General features: G+C 70.1%; 10 protein-coding genes and 4 tRNA genes. 5 read left to right on the top strand and 9 right to left on the bottom strand.

Annotated elements, in window-relative coordinates:
* The first annotated feature begins 114 nt into the window (after positions 1-114).
* Together OG780_RS22180 and bldC are read left to right on the top strand one after the other, a co-directional pair.
* Positions 115-963 (top strand): hypothetical protein, encoded by an 849-nt coding sequence (locus tag OG780_RS22180; protein ID WP_328450778.1) that lies wholly within the window; start codon positions 115-117, stop codon positions 961-963.
* Between the two features lie 623 nt (positions 964-1,586).
* Positions 1,587-1,793 (top strand): developmental transcriptional regulator BldC, encoded by a 207-nt coding sequence (bldC, locus tag OG780_RS22185; protein ID WP_003949541.1) that lies wholly within the window; start codon positions 1,587-1,589, stop codon positions 1,791-1,793.
* Positions 1,794-2,260: 467 nt separating this feature from the next.
* Here bldC and OG780_RS22190 read toward each other — a convergent pair whose 3' ends face one another.
* From OG780_RS22190 to OG780_RS22230, 9 genes are all read right to left on the bottom strand, one after another.
* Positions 2,261-2,452: a DUF6274 family protein gene (locus OG780_RS22190; RefSeq protein WP_328450780.1), complete on the bottom strand. Its 192-nt coding sequence runs from the start codon at positions 2,450-2,452 to the stop codon at positions 2,261-2,263.
* Between the two features lie 326 nt (positions 2,453-2,778).
* A tRNA-Asp gene (locus OG780_RS22195) sits at positions 2,779-2,853 on the bottom strand.
* A gap of 95 nt (positions 2,854-2,948) precedes the next feature.
* Positions 2,949-6,926 (bottom strand): ATP-dependent RNA helicase HrpA, encoded by a 3,978-nt coding sequence (hrpA, locus tag OG780_RS22200; protein ID WP_328450782.1) that lies wholly within the window; start codon positions 6,924-6,926, stop codon positions 2,949-2,951.
* A gap of 71 nt (positions 6,927-6,997) precedes the next feature.
* Positions 6,998-7,375: a hypothetical protein gene (locus tag OG780_RS22205; protein WP_443062192.1), complete on the bottom strand. Its 378-nt coding sequence runs from the start codon at positions 7,373-7,375 to the stop codon at positions 6,998-7,000.
* A gap of 208 nt (positions 7,376-7,583) precedes the next feature.
* Positions 7,584-7,657 (bottom strand) — tRNA-Phe (locus tag OG780_RS22210).
* 24 nt (positions 7,658-7,681) lie between these two features.
* A tRNA-Asp gene (locus OG780_RS22215) sits at positions 7,682-7,756 on the bottom strand.
* Between the two features lie 48 nt (positions 7,757-7,804).
* A tRNA-Glu gene (locus tag OG780_RS22220) sits at positions 7,805-7,877 on the bottom strand.
* Positions 7,878-8,077: 200 nt separating this feature from the next.
* Positions 8,078-9,610 carry a metallophosphoesterase family protein gene (locus OG780_RS22225; protein ID WP_328450784.1) on the bottom strand — a complete coding sequence of 511 codons (1,533 nt, stop codon included), beginning with the start codon at positions 9,608-9,610 and terminating at the stop codon, positions 8,078-8,080.
* Between the two features lie 148 nt (positions 9,611-9,758).
* A complete protein-coding gene (locus OG780_RS22230) occupies positions 9,759-10,109 on the bottom strand; it encodes a metallopeptidase family protein (RefSeq protein ID WP_326790896.1) in 351 nt (116 codons plus the stop codon).
* A gap of 163 nt (positions 10,110-10,272) precedes the next feature.
* Between OG780_RS22230 and OG780_RS22235 the strand changes: the two genes are divergently transcribed.
* From OG780_RS22235 to OG780_RS22245, 3 genes are all read left to right on the top strand, one after another.
* The gene (locus OG780_RS22235; protein ID WP_328450786.1) at positions 10,273-11,520 is read left to right on the top strand and encodes a serine hydrolase domain-containing protein; all 1,248 of its coding nucleotides are present in this window, start codon (positions 10,273-10,275) and stop codon (positions 11,518-11,520) included.
* Between the two features lie 191 nt (positions 11,521-11,711).
* Entirely contained in the window at positions 11,712-12,230 is a 519-nt protein-coding gene (locus OG780_RS22240) for a hypothetical protein (protein WP_328450788.1), read from the top strand.
* 387 nt (positions 12,231-12,617) lie between these two features.
* Complete coding sequence (locus OG780_RS22245; protein ID WP_328450790.1) at positions 12,618-14,816, top strand: DEAD/DEAH box helicase; 2,199 nt, start codon at positions 12,618-12,620, stop codon at positions 14,814-14,816.
* Positions 14,817-14,935: the final 119 nt, after the last annotated feature.

Genomic DNA, 14,935 nt, shown 5'->3' on the forward strand with positions numbered 1-14,935 from the left:
GTCAGGATCACCTACGGGCGGGGTACGGCCGTGGTTCGATTTGCATAGATTTCTCTTCAGGTTCCGAGTGGTTCTCGCTGGTTTTCCCTGTGGTCGACGGGGGAGGGAGCAGGCGTGCCGAAGGTGTCCGCGGTGATCGTCCCGTACACGTCGTACCTGCGGGTGTACGAGCCGCTGGCCGCGTTCCCCGAGTCCGAGCGCGCCCACTGGACGCGCTACGCCCGGCGCCCCGAGCGCCCCTCCTACCAGGACGAACTGCGCCGCTCGCTGGCCGATCTGCTGCCCACCCCGCCGATCCCCGTGCCGGTGCACGAGAGCGGCGACGCGTTCGTCGCCGAGGTCGACGGGGTGGTGTGCGTCTGCCCCTGGCGCACCCGGCTGCGCGGCTGGCAGGCCCTGGACGAGCTGGGCGAGGAGCTTCCCGCGTCGGTCCTGGACGCGGTGCTGCCGCCGCTGGTGCGCCGTCAGGCCGCCCTCGACTACGAGCGCTGGCTGGCGCGCAACCCCGACGCCCGCCCGTGGATCCGCACGTCGACCTGGCAGGTGCCGCTGAACTGGTTCGTGCTCGTCACCGACGAGGAGCGGGAGTACGAGAAGGGGACGGGCCAGGGCGGGACCGCGCCGCTGCTGCGCTACCGGACGCCGATGGTGCAGGCACGGCGGCGCACGGCGCGGGCCCTGCGGACGCTCAGGGACGCGCTGGACGAAGGGCCGCTCATCGAGGGCCTGGTGGACGTGGGGCGCTGGCTGGAGGAGTTCCATCCGCGCTCGCTGGTCGAGCTGGACTACGGCGGGCTCGTGCACACGCTGCCGGCCGGTCAGCTGGAGGACGACCACTCCGCCGCGGACGTGGCCGAGGGGATCGAGGCGCTGCGCACCGGGGACGGGCCGACCGCGGGCGAGGCGTACGGCCGGCTGGTGGAGCGCTGGCGGTCCGTCAGGGACCGGCGCTCGTCGAACTGAGGCGCGGCGCCGGCGGTCCCGGGCGGGCGGTACCGGCGTGGCCCGTGCGCGGGAGCCTGACGGGCCGGGAGCGCTCTCAAGGCGCCCGCTCCGGTGTGACCTGCCTCTCACAGGTTTGGGGTCGAACTCGCGTATGGTCCTCACACGCTGAAGAACCCTCACGTCCAGGACGTAGGCCCCTATCCGGGCGTATGCGTCAACGGGTGTCAAGCGTGACGGACGGCACTTACCCGGCTCTTGCATCGCTTCCCCCTCCTCATGTCAAAATAGGACAAGGAGCCCGGGGGAGGGCTCCCTCCGCCCGCTTTTGGGGGGGAATCTCGGCATTGCACTCTTTTAGGACGTCTGGTGACTCCTGATCGCCCCTGTGACTGATCGTCACAGTGGCGTGACTGTCCGCTATGGCATGGTCCATCGGCTTCCGTCGCTGATGAACACCTGGGAGGGCAATTCCATCGGTTTGGCCGACGCGGCTGGACGGATGGTGTAGTTGTAGTGCCGAGGACAAGCCGTTCGTCCTATAACCGACTCGACTCGCGTCCGCCATTTCGGGCAACGCGGGTCAAGGTGCAGAATTTAGAGGAAAGAACCGAGAAGGTTCGGTTCTCCCGAGGAGGCCGCTCATGACCGCTCGCACCCCTGATGCCGAGCCGCTGCTGACCCCCGCTGAGGTCGCCACGATGTTCCGCGTCGACCCCAAGACGGTCACGCGGTGGGCGAAGGCCGGCAAGCTCACGTCCATCCGCACGCTCGGAGGACACCGTCGTTACCGCGAGGCTGAGGTCCGCGCACTGCTCGCGGGTATCCCGCAGCAGCGCAGTGAAGCCTGAGTCATCGCATAACCGGACAAGTCAACGGATCCCCCAACCCGTCGAGGCGTCCACACCACAGCTCCAAGCGACGCGGGTTCTGCCCCAACAGAGCTCACGCCCAAGCGTTTTTGCCAGATGAACAGGGTGCGTCGTAGATCGCGCTGGACTCCGCCGAGTCCAGCGCGATTTTTTTTGTGCGTTCCACGCGCCTGGACGGCCGGTCTGTGAGCGGCCTTGTCGAAGTCTGGGGGCGGGTGTCGGATCAGCTGTGGATGCCTCCGGTGAGGGGTGCAATTGCACATATTAAATTGACTGGTTGTAGGAGGGGGGTAAGTTCCACACTTCTGAAAACATATGCGGTGACTCCCGTCACATGCCACAGTCCTTGTCCTCCGAGAGCCCTCTGCGCTAGGGGAGTTGGGGTCGTGAGGGGGTGTGCCAGGCAGGTGCCCGCGTCGGGTGGCGGTCACGGGAGCGGGCCCCGGTCACGCCGTCGAGGGGCTTTCGTCCTCCGGAGTGCTCTCGGGGTCCTGCTCGTCGTTCGGGACGGCCTCCATGGCCAGGCGCGCGAGCTGATGGCAGATCGGGCAGTGCCGCGTCAGATGGCGGTACCCGGAGGCGGCCGCCAGGTGGGCTCGGAGCAGAGCCCGGGTCTCGTGCCGAGCGGACACCGCCATGCGTACCTCCAGGGGGCCGGCAGGACGAAGGCCCTGGATTCCGGGGTACCGGCGGAATGTGACGCCGTCAAGGGACGGGAGCGCGTCGCGGGGGAGCACCCCAAGGCCCCTGTGGCCGGACACGGACCGGTGCGCGCATGTGAACGGGCGGCGCGGACACCGGCGTACGGGTGGATCGGGCGGACGCACGGGCAGTGCGGGCCGGCGTAGGGGCAGATCAGACGTCGTACGGGCCGATCGAGTGCCGAGACGCGGGCGGACGGGAAGCGGACCGGGAGCGGACACGCGAAAAGGCCCGGAGCCGAAGCTCCGGGCCTTTCTTCATGCGGTCCTGACGGGATTTGAACCCGCGGCCTCCACCTTGACAGGGTGGCGAGCACTCCAAACTGCTCCACAGGACCTGGTTTCGCAGCGACTTGTTCTTGCGCTGTGCTGCGAAATCAGACTGTACATGAGCTCAGGCCCGGGGTCGAACTCACCGCACGTGCGGGCGCCGTTACGGGACGGCGGCGTCGATCGCCTTCACGATCCGCTTGTCGGAGACCGGGTACGCCGTGCCCAGCGCGTGGGCGAAGTAGCTGACCCGGAGTTCCTCGATCATCCAGCGGATGTCCAGGACCGACGAGGGCACCGGCCGGCCCTGCGGAAGCTGCTCCAGGAGCCAGGCGTACTCGTCCTGCATCTCGTGGACCTTCTCCATGCGGCTGGTGTCCCGCTGGGCACCGGTCGGCATCTGCTGGAGACGGCGGTCCGCGGCGACCAGATAGCGCATCAGGTCCGGCAGCCGCCGCAGTCCCGTCGCCGTGACGAAACCGGGCTTCACAAGGGCGTCCAGCTGCCCGCGTACGTCCGCCAGGTTCGCGAGCAGGGTCGGGCTCCTGACGCCCTTCAGTCGGCGCTCACAGGCCTGCCAGGCGGCGAGCACCTGCTGCACCTGCCCGACCGTGCGCACGGTCGTGTCGACGATCTCGGCACGCACCTTGTCGTACAGCTTCCGGTAGGACTCCTCGTCCCACGCCGGGCCGCCGAAGTCCGCGATCAGCTTGTCCGCCGCGGCCATCGCGCAGTCGTCGAAGAGCGCCTGGACCGAGCCGTGCGGGTTCGCGGACAGGGCGAGCTTCTGGGCGTTGGTGAGCTTGTCCGAGGCGAACTTGCCCGGGTTCACCGGGATGTTCCGCAGGATCAGCCGGCGGGTGCCCTTCCACATGGCCTCGGCCTGCTCGGCCTCCGTGTCGAAGAGCCGCACGGAGACGGTGTTCGCCGCGGGGCCGTCGTCGACCAGCGCCGGGTACGCCTTCACCGGCTGGCCCGCCCGGCGCGTCTCGAAGACCCGCCGGAGCGAGCCGATCGTCCAGTCCGTCAGCCCCGAGCGTTCCAGGGACTCGCCACCCTCGCGTTCCGCCGTCGCCGCGGCGGCCTGCGAGATCGCCTGGCGCGCCTTCGGCTTCAGCCGGAGCTTGAGCGCCTCCAGGTCCTTGTCCTCGGCGAGCTTGCGGCGCCGCTCGTCGACGATCCGGAAAGTGATCTTCAGATGGTCGGGCAGACGTGACCAGTCGAAGTCGTCGGCCGTCAGCGGCACTCCGACCATGCGCTTGAGTTCGCGCGCCATCGTCAGCGTCAGCGGTTCCTGGAGCGGTACCGCCCGCTCCAGGAACTTCTGGGCGAAGTTGGGCGCGGGGACGTAGTTCCGCCGGATCGGCTTCGGGAGGGAACGGATCAGCTCCGTCACCACTTCCTCCCGCAGCCCCGGGATCTGCCAGTCGAAGCCCTCGTCCGTGACCTGGTTCAGGACCTGGAGCGGGACGTGGACGGTCACGCCGTCCGCGTCCGCGCCCGGTTCGAACTGGTAGGTCACCCGGAACTTCAGCCGCCCCTGGAGCCAGGAGTCGGGGTAGTCGTCCTTGGAGACCGCGCCGGCCCGGTCGTTGATGAGCATCGAGCGCTCGAAGTCGAGGAGTTCGGGCTCCTCGTGACGCTTGTGCTTCCACCAGGAGTCGAAGTGCGCCCCGGACACGACGTGTTCGGGCACCCGCTGGTCGTAGAAGTCGTACAGGGTCTCGTCGTCGACCAGGATGTCCCGGCGACGGGCCCGGTGCTCCAGCTCCTCGACCTCGGTGAGGAGCTTGCGGTTGTCGGCGAAGAACTTGTGGTGCGTACGCCAGTCGCCCTCGACGAGCGCGTTGCGGATGAACAGCTCGCGGCTGACCTCGGGGTCGATCCGGCCGTAGTTGACCTTCCGCTGCGCGACGATCGGTACGCCGTACAGCGTGACCTTCTCGTACGCCATCACGGCCGCCTGGTCCTTCTCCCAGTGCGGTTCGCTGTACGTCCGCTTGAGGAGATGGCCGGCCAGCGGTTCGACCCACTCCGGCTCGACGCGGGCGTTGACGCGCGCCCACAGCCGCGAGGTCTCGACGAGCTCGGCGGACATCACGAAACGCGGGGGCTTCTTGAAGAGCGCCGAACCCGGGAAGATCGCGAACTTGGCGTTGCGCGCGCCCAGGTACTCGTTCTTCCCCGTGCTCCGCCCGCTCTCGCCGCCGGTCTCCTTCACGTCCTTCATGCCGATGTGCGAGAGCAGACCGGCGAGCAGCGACACGTGGACGCTCTGCTCGGGAGCGTCCTCCTCGTTCAGATGGATGCCCATCTGCTTGGCGACGGTCCGCAGCTGGCTGTAGATGTCCTGCCATTCGCGGATGCGCAGGAAGTTCAGGTACTCCTGCTTGCACATCCGGCGGAACGCGGACGAGCCCCGCTCCTTCTGCTGCTCGCGGAGGTAGCGCCACAGGTTGAGGAAGGCCAGGAAGTCGGAGGTCTCGTCCTTGAAGCGGGCGTGCTGCTGGTCGGCCTGCGCCTGCTTCTCGGACGGCCGCTCGCGCGGGTCCTGGATGGAGAGCGCGGCCGCGATCACCATGACCTCGCGCGCGCAGCCGTTCTTGTCGGCCTCCAGGACCATCCGGGCGAGCCGGGGGTCGACGGGCAGCTGGGCGAGCTTGCGGCCGGTCGGCGTGAGCCGCTTGCGGGCGTCCTTCTCCGTCGGGTCCAGCGCGTTCAGCTCCTGGAGGAGCTGGACGCCGTCGCGGATGTTGCGGTGGTCCGGCGGGTCGATGAAGGGGAACTTCTCGATGTCGCCGAGGCCGGCCGCGGTCATCTGGAGGATGACGGAGGCGAGGTTCGTACGGAGGATCTCGGCGTCGGTGAACTCCGGGCGGGCCAGGAAGTCGTCCTCGGAGTACAGCCGGATGCAGATGCCGTCGGAGGTACGGCCGCAGCGGCCCTTGCGCTGGTTGGCGCTGGCCTGCGAGACGGGCTCGATGGGCAGCCGCTGCACCTTCGTGCGGTGGCTGTACCGCGAGATGCGCGCCGTGCCCGGGTCGATCACGTACTTGATGCCCGGGACGGTCAGCGAGGTCTCGGCGACGTTGGTCGCCAGAACGATCCTGCGCCCGGTGTGCGCCTGGAAGACCCGGTGCTGCTCGGCGTGCGACAGCCGGGCGTACAGGGGCAGCACCTCGGTGAAGCGATAGTTCTTCTTGGTCAGCGCGTCGGCCGTGTCGCGGATCTCCCGCTCTCCCGACAGGAAGACGAGGATGTCGCCCTTGCCCTCGGCCTGGAGTTCCTCGACGGCGTCGCAGATCGCGGTGATCTGGTCGCGGTCGGAGTCTTCGGAGTCCTCCTCCAGGAGCGGGCGGTAGCGCACCTCCACGGGATACGTCCGCCCGCTGACCTCGACGATCGGGGCGTCCCGGAAGTGCCGGGAGAAACGCTCCGGGTCGATGGTCGCGGAGGTGATCACGACCTTGAGGTCGGGACGCTTCGGCAGCAGCTGGGCGAGGTAGCCGAGCAGGAAGTCGATGTTGAGGGACCGCTCGTGGGCCTCGTCGATGATGATCGTGTCGTACGCGCGCAGCTCGCGGTCCGTCTGGATCTCGGCGAGCAGGATGCCGTCCGTCATCAGCTTGACGAAGGTGGCGTCCGGATTCACCTGATCGGTGAAGCGGACCTTCCAGCCGACGGCCTCGCCGAGCGGCGTGTCCAGCTCGTCGGCCACCCGTTCGGCGACCGTACGGGCGGCGATACGACGGGGCTGGGTGTGCCCGATCATGCCGCGGACGCCCCGGCCCAGCTCCATGCAGATCTTCGGGATCTGCGTGGTCTTGCCGGACCCGGTCTCACCGGCGACGATCACGACCTGGTGATCACGGATGGCGTCCGCGATCACGTCCTTCTTCTGGCTGACCGGCAGCTGCTCGGGATACGTGATGGCGGGTACGCGGGCGCGGCGCGCGGCCATGCGGACCTCGCCCTGGGTGACCTCCGCCTCGATCTCGGCGAACACGGCGGAGCGGGCCTCGGGCTTGCGGATCTTGCGCGCGCCTTCGAGCCTGCGCCCGAGCCGGTGCGCGTCGCGCAGGGACAGCTGGGCCAGACGGGCGGCGAGATCGCCGAGGGCGGGGGCGGGGTGCGTAGACATACGCGGTCCAGGATCTCATCCCGGGGAAATCCGTGGCGAACCCTTTTGCCGCGGCTGTGGGGACGGGGGTGTCAGGGAGCGCGCTGTGCCGGCGGCGCGGGCGCGTCGGCGGAGGGCGTGGCGGGCACGGGGGTACCGGCGTCGGGCGCGGGGGTCCTGGCCGGGGTGTGCGCGGGCTCCCGCCGGGACGCCGATCCCAGGGCGATGGACCGGGCGGTGTTGGAGATGGCCTTGATGCCCAGGTAGGCGGTGGTCATGCTGCTCACCGCGGTGAACGCGGCGGTGAGCACACCGACGATCACGGCCTTGTCGCCGTCGAGCCGCCAGACCCCGAAGATCGCGACGCCGGCGATGGCGAGATTGCTCATGGTGACCGCGATCAGCCCGTACCGGGCCCGGTCCTTCTCCAGCTCGGTGTCCCGCATGGCCGCGGTCTCGTCCCGCCTCATGTCATCCCCCCGAAGGAACTGATCGATCAGCCAAAGAAGCTAGCGTCGACCGGGTGCGGTGCCAAGCGGATTGCCCCTTGTCGGCCACACCGTCCCGGTGCACGGAGAGGGGGCGGACCCGAACGGGTCCGCCCCCTCTCCGCCGGCGGCATGTCTCAAGCGGAACGACGAAACCCCCTCCGGTGACCCGGAGGGGGTTTCGTTCTTGTGGCTGGGGCCGGGGTCGAACCGGCGACCTATCGCTTTTCAGGCGATCGCTCGTACCAACTGAGCTACCCAGCCACGAGGCTTCCGGAGAAACCTCAGCGGTCCTGACGGGATTTGAACCCGCGGCCTCCACCTTGACAGGGTGGCGAGCACTCCAAACTGCTCCACAGGACCAAGCTGTTTTGCGTGCGACGTGTAACCAGTGTCCCACACGGTGTTGCGTACCCCCAACGGGATTCGAACCCGTGCTACCGCCTTGAAAGGGCGGCGTCCTAGGCCGCTAGACGATGAGGGCGAGCCAGTACCGCTCTGCTTCGTCTTCGCGTTCCCGAAGGGACGTGAGAAGCATGTGACTCCGCTTTCCCCCGAGGGGTTCCGCTTCTCCTTCACTTCGACAGAAGCTCTGGACGGTCAAGCCCTGACCGGCGCCCTTGGGCACGAACAGACTGTACTACGTGGTCTGGACGCGGACCAAACCAGATACGGAGGCGGGCCTCAGGGCCGGTTCCCTTCCGGGAGATGGCGGCTGATCTCGGCCGTCGTGAGGCCGAGACCGCCGAGCTTGATCTCGTCCCAGGCCTGGAGGCGGCGGGTGTCCCGGTCGAAGTAGAGGACCGATGCCTCGATCGGGTCCGGGTACCTTCCCTCGACGGCGCGCAGCCCGCTGCCGCCCGTCGAGCCCTCTACGCGCAGCCGGGTGCCGTACTTCATGACCTCCATCTCCTCGTGGTGCAGATGACCGGCGAGCACCAGGGGCACCTCGCCGTCCGTCCCGCGGGCGGCGAGCGGTTCGTGGGCGACGGCGATGTCGGCCGGGGTGCCCGCGGCGCGCTGGTCGCGCAGGGCCGAGGCCAGGCGCGCGCCCGCCAGGCCCTCCGCCGCGTCGCCGCCCGGCGCGACCGCGCGGTCCGGGGTGAACTGGGGGTCGCCGATGCCGGCGAAGCGCAGGCCCGCGACCGTGGCCGCCCGGCCGTCGTCGAGGACGTGCACGTTCTTCAGGCGTTCGAGGTAGCGCTGCGTCTCACGCGAGTCGTGGTTGCCCCGGACCCAGACGTACGGGGCGCCCAGGTCCGGGATCGGGTCCAGGAAGCCGTTCTCGGCCGCCGAGCCGTGGTCCATGGTGTCGCCGGAGTCGACGATCACATCGATCGCGTACTGCTCCACGAGCGAGGCGATGATCTTCCAGCTCGCCGGGTTCAGATGGATGTCGGAGACGTGGAGCACCCGGATCGTGGTCGGGTCGGGCTGGTAGACCGGGAGGGTGGACGTGACGTCGTACAGCTTCGTCACGTTGGTCACCAGGCGCGCCAGCTCCTTCTGGTAGACGTCGAATTCGCTGACGATGCTGCGGGCGTCGCCGACCAGGGACGGTGCGGAGGCGAGGAGCCCCGAGTACTTCGGCTCCAGGACCGATTCGGGGTTCCAGGTGGCGAAGGCGGTCGCTCCCGAGGCGGCCAGCAGGCACAGGGCGAGTCCGCCGGCGGCGAGGGCCCGGCGCGGGCGGCGGTAGACCGCGAGGCCGAGGGCGGCGGCGCCGGAGACCACGGCTATGCAGGAGCGCACGGCCAGGTCGAGGGTGCCGTGCTCGACGTCCCGTACGACCTCGTCCTGGAGTCCGGCGAGGCGTTCCGGGTGCTCGACGAGAGCCTGGGAGCGCTCCGGGTCGAGCCGGTCCACATCCACGTCCAGGCGCAGCGGGGCCTCGTGGCTGCGCAGCTCCAGCGCCCCGAGAGGGGAGATGTTGATCTTTGTGCCGCCGGTGAGGGAGGGACGCAGGGTCATGGTGGTGTTCATGGGGCCGACCGGGACGCGGACGTCGCCCACGACCAGCAGTCCCAGCCAGGCGCCGAGCAGCACCACGCACAGCAGTCCGAGGGCGCGGGCGTACGGGTTCTGCCGGGCGGCGAGTTCGGGCACCGGGCTCCTGCGGCGGCCGGGGCGGCGGCGGGCGAGCGCGTGCAGCGCCCGTCCGGCGCGGGCGGCCGTGCGGCGGACGGTGGCGGTTGCGGCAACAGGGGCGCGGGCCATTTGTCCCGTCTGCCCAAGGGGTGGGGCCGGTATGCGGAGTTCCGTCACCCTCGCGTCGCGGGAGTGCGGGCGGCCGGGCGTCGTGCCGGGCCGGCTCCGCGGGGGAGGGCGGGCTCGCTTCCGGCCGCGGGCCCGTCGGCGGCCGGGGTCAGCCCCAGCCCAGTTCGTGCAGCCGGTCGTCGTCGATGCCGAAGTGGTGGGCGATCTCGTGGATCACGGTCACGGCGACCTCGTGGACCACCTCGTCCGTGGTCTCGCACGTACGCAGGGTGGGGCCCATGTAGATCGAGATGCGGTCGGGGAGCACCCCGGCGTACCACTCGCCGCGGTCGGTGAGCGGGGTGCCCTCGTAGAGGCCCAGCAGTTCGGGATCGTCCGCCGGAGGCTCGTCCTCGACGAACACGGCGACGTTGTCCATGACCCGGGTCAGCTCGGGCGGGATCCGGTCCAGCGCCTGGCTCACGAGCTCTTCGAAGGTTTCGCGCGTCATCTCCAGCACCTGGCCATTGTCGGGGATGGCGCGCCGGTGGCGGCGGACGACGGAGACCCGGAAGGGCCGGAATCCGGCGGGGGAGCCGGGCGCCTGCCCCACATGGGGTGTCTCGTAGCATTTTCGGAGTGTTCTGTCGAATTGCCCTCGGCCGTCCGGTGATAGTGCGGGCATGACACGCACCCCTTCCCCGGCCCGTCGCGGCGCGCGCTCCCGTGCCCGCAAGGTCCTCCTGTGCGCCGCGCTGCTCGCCGTCACGCTCCAGACTGCCGCCGCGCCGGCGTTCGCCCGGGCGGACGCCCGCTACGGCAGCGGCGACTGTGTGAGGACCGGGAGACCTCTCGGCCCGGAGGGCCGCGAGGTCCTCGCCATCGCCCGGAAGGCCAAGACCGACCTGCGTCTGAAGTCGGTGGAGCTGAAGGTCACCAGCGACGGGCGCGAGGTCCTGACCGACGCGCTCGGTGAGTCCATGACCGGTGTCCCGGCCCAGCCGGACATGCACTTCCGCGCCGGTTCCGTGGCCTTCTCCTACGTCGGCACGGCCCTGCTCCAGCTCGTCCAGGAGGGCAGGGTCCGCCTCGACGACACCGTGGAGCGCTGGCTGCCCGGTCTGCCCGAGGCGAACCGGATCACCCTGCGGATGCTGGCCACCAACACCACCGGGCTGCACGACTACGTCACCGACCCGGCCTTCCTGGCCGAGCTGGAGGCCCACCCGTTCCGCAGCTGGACCCCGCGGCAGCTGCTCGCGTACCCCTACAGCCACTCGTTCTGGTACGAGCCGGGTACCAACTGGAGCTATTCGCACGCCAATTACCTGCTGCTGATCCAGGCGCTGGAGAAGATCACCGGTACCCGGATCGACAGGTTCCTGAGGGAGCGGGTCACGGGTCCGCTGGGTCTCGACAACACCCGGAACAACTTCACCCCCGACATCCCGCGTCCGGCCCTGCACGCCTTCACGTCCGAGCGCGGCCTGTACGAGGAGTCCACCTTCTGGAACCCGTCGTGGACCACCGCGCCCGGTGCCGTGATCACCACGCACGTCTGTGACCTGGCCCGTTCGGCACAGGCCATCGGCAGCGGCGAGCTCCTCTCGCAGCGCTCCTACCGCACCCTGCTCAACCCGGGGACGGTCGGTCTCGGCCACCCGACCGCCAAGTGCCCCGCCACGGTCTGCCTGGAGCAGACCGAGGCCAGGCACTTCGGACTCGGTGTCATCGTGATCAACGGATGGGTCCTGCAGAACCCGTCGTTCTCGGGTTACGCGGCGATCCAGGCGTATCTCCCGTCCGACCGTCTGGCCATCGCGGTCAACGCCACCAAGACCAAGGACACGCCCGACGGCAACATGGCCGAGGTGGTCGCCCAGCGCATCGCGGCCGCGCTGGCGCCGGAGACCCCGCTGGCGATCGGCTGACGCCCGGCACCTCCCGGACAGCGCCGTACCGCGCGGCGGGAGCGGTCTGCCCCGCGCCCTCCGGGCCCGGTTGGGCCCGGAGGGCGCGTGTCCTCCCGCGGGCGGCGGGAGTTGGAAGGGAGAACTCCCGTTTCTCCCCACGCTCCCGGCTCCTTGCGGGCGGGGGACACCCCGTTCGGAGGTGGCCGCTCGTGCGTGCCTTGTACGTACCCGTCCGTCTGGCCGCCGTGGTCCTGGCCGCGGCCGCCACCGCCGGCTGCATGAGCGTCGGCGACGACGCGGGGCGGCCGGGGCCCTCGCACTCGGCGGGCCGGCGGGCCGACGGGGTGCCCGACGGCGGGTCCGCCGTGGGCGGCGGCGGGGCGGGGTCGTACAGCGGGAAGAGCGGGAGGAGCGGAAAGGGCGGAAAGGGCGGCAAGGCCTCGGCGAAGCCGGGGGAGTCCGCGTCCGCCGACGCGTCGGCCTCGGCGTCCCCGGGGGCGAAGCCGTCCGAGAAGGCGCCGGACAAGGGCGGGGCCCCCTCCGAGGACACCGCGTCGCCGGGCGGCGAGCCGACCCCCACGCGTACGACGTCGGAGCCGTCGCCCGAGCCCCCGCCGCCGTCGCCGCCCGACCCCGGAACGCCGGAGCCGTCGTCGTCGGCGCACGAGCAGCCGGTGACGCAACTGATCCAGCGGGAACCGGCCCCGGAGGCGGGCTCGCCCGTGTAGCCCGGCCCCGTGCCGCCGCCGATGCCCCTGTCCTGGAGCGGGCGTCCGTGGCCGGGGTGAGAGGCGGGTGTGGCGGGGTTCACGGACGTCGGAGCCGTGGATGTGGCCGGTACAACAGCGCGATCGGCGCGGGCGGGGTAGCTTTGATGAAGCGAGCAGGTGGCTAGGAACGCACCCTGGCCTGCTCGTATGGGGCTCAATTTGCCTTCATGGGGGAAGGGTGCGTATGGTAGTAGATCGTTTGATCCCATTTGCCCGGCGCCGCCGCAGAGAGCGCCGCGTGGCGCGTACTCTCCCTTGCCGTGGCCGGACCGCATAGAGGCGGTCGTTTGCGACTTCACGGAGTTTGGGCGCGTGCCGAAGAACTCCGGAAGGTTCGCATTTCGCATGTCTGTTTCCAGTACTGACCACATCGTCGTGCCCGAGAACAACGAGAACGACGACGCGGTCGAGGCCGTCGAGGTCATCGAGACCGTCGAGGCCGTCGAGTCCGCCCCCGAGCTCACGTTCTCCGACCTCGGTCTTCCCGAGGGCGTCGTCCGCAAGCTCGCGCAGAACGGCGTGACCAGCCCCTTCCCGATCCAGGCCGCGACCATCCCGGACGCCCTGGCCGGCAAGGACATCCTCGGCCGCGGCCGCACCGGCTCCGGCAAGACCCTCTCCTTCGGTCTGCCGACCCTGGCGCAGCTCGCCGGCGGCCACACCGAGAAGAAGAAGCCGCGCGCCGTCATCCTCACGCCGACCCGTGAGCTGGCCATGCAGGTCGCCGACGCGCTGCAGCCCTACGGCGACGTCCTCGGCCTGAAGATGAAGGTCGTCTGCGGCGGTACGTCGATGGGCAACCAGATCTACGCCCTGGAGCGCGGCGTCGACGTCCTCGTCGCCACCCCGGGCCGTCTGCGCGACATCATCAACCGCGGCGCCTGCTCGCTGGAGAACACCCAGATCGCCGTCCTCGACGAGGCCGACCAGATGTCGGACCTGGGCTTCCTGCCCGAGGTCACCGAGCTGCTCGACCAGATCCCGGCCGGCGGCCAGCGCATGCTGTTCTCCGCCACGATGGAGAACGAGATCTCCACGCTGGTCAAGCGCTACCTGACCAACCCGGTGACGCACGAGGTCGACAGCGCCCAGGGCAACGTCACGACCATGTCGCACCACATCCTCATCGTGAAGCCCAAGGACAAGGCGCCGGTCACCGCCGCGATCGCCTCCCGCAAGGGCCGCACGATCATCTTCGTCCGCACCCAGCTCGGCGCCGACCGCATCGCGGAGCAGCTCCGCGACGCCGGTGTGAAGGCCGACGCGCTGCACGGCGGCATGACGCAGGGTGCCCGTACGCGGACGCTGGCCGACTTCAAGGACGGTTACGTCAACGCGCTCGTCGCCACCGACGTCGCCGCCCGCGGTATCCACGTCGACGGCATCGACCTGGTCCTGAACGTGGACCCGGCCGGCGACCACAAGGACTACCTGCACCGCTCCGGCCGTACCGCTCGCGCGGGCCGCTCCGGCACCGTCGTGTCGCTGTCGCTGCCGCACCAGCGCCGCCAGATCTTCCGGCTGATGGAGGACGCGGGCGTCGACGCCGCGCGTCACATCATCAACTCCGGTACGGCCTTCGAGCCCGAGGTCGCCGAGATCACCGGCGCCCGCTCGATGACCGAGGTCCAGGCCCAGTCCGCGGGCGACGCCGCCCAGCAGGCCGAGCGTGAGGTCACGCAGCTCACCAAGGAGCTGGAGCGCGCGCAGCGCCGTGCCGTCGAGCTGCGCGGCGAGGCCGACCGTCTGGTCGCCCGTGCCGCGCGTGAGCGGGGCGAGGACCCGGAGGTGGCCGTCGCCGCCGCTGCCGAGGCCGCGGCCGAGCAGGCCGTCGTCGAGGCTCCGGCCGCCGAGGCCGTCGCCGCCGAGCCGGCCGAGCGTCCCGCCTACGAGCCGCGTCAGCGCCGTGACGAGCGGGGCAACTACGAGCGTCGTGACAACGACCGTGGTGGCTTCCGTCGTGACGACAACCGTGGTGGCGGCTTCAACCGCGACGACCGCGGCGGCGACCGTGGTGGGTTCCGTCGTGACGACAACCGCAGTGGTGGCGGCTTCAACCGCGACAACCGCAGTGGTGGCGGCTTCAACCGCGACGACCGTGGCGGCCGTTCTTTCGAGCGTCGTGACGACAACCGTGGTGGCGGCTTCAACCGTGACAACCGCAGTGGTGGCGGCTTCAACCGCGACGACCGTGGCGGCCGTTCTTTCGAGCGTCGTGACGACAACCGTGGTGGCGGCTTCAACCGCGACGACCGTGGCGGCGACCGTGGTGGGTTCCGTCGTGACGACAACCGCAGTGGTGGCGGCTTCAACCGCGACAACCGCAGTGGTGGCGGCTTCAACCGCGACGACCGTGGCGGCCACCGTGGCAGCGACCGTCCCTTCAACCGTGACCGCCAGGGCGACCGTCCCGCGGGCGGCGGCTTCCGCTCCGGCCACGACCGCCCGACCGGCCGTCGTGACGACCACCGCACGACCGGCACCGGCACCGCTCCCGGTTCGTTCCGCCGTGACGAGAAGCCGCGCTGGAAGCGCAACGGCTGACGCCGGCTAGCTCGGTGAAGTGATGTGGCCCCCACCCGGACCGGGTGGGGGCCACATCGTCGTTTCCGGGGGCGAGCCGGGGAAACGCGTTCCCGCTTTCCCCGGCGACACCTTCGCGC

Origin of the sequence: Streptomyces sp. NBC_00386, assembly GCF_036063235.1 — a bacterium.
GTDB lineage: Bacteria > Actinomycetota > Actinomycetes > Streptomycetales > Streptomycetaceae > Streptomyces.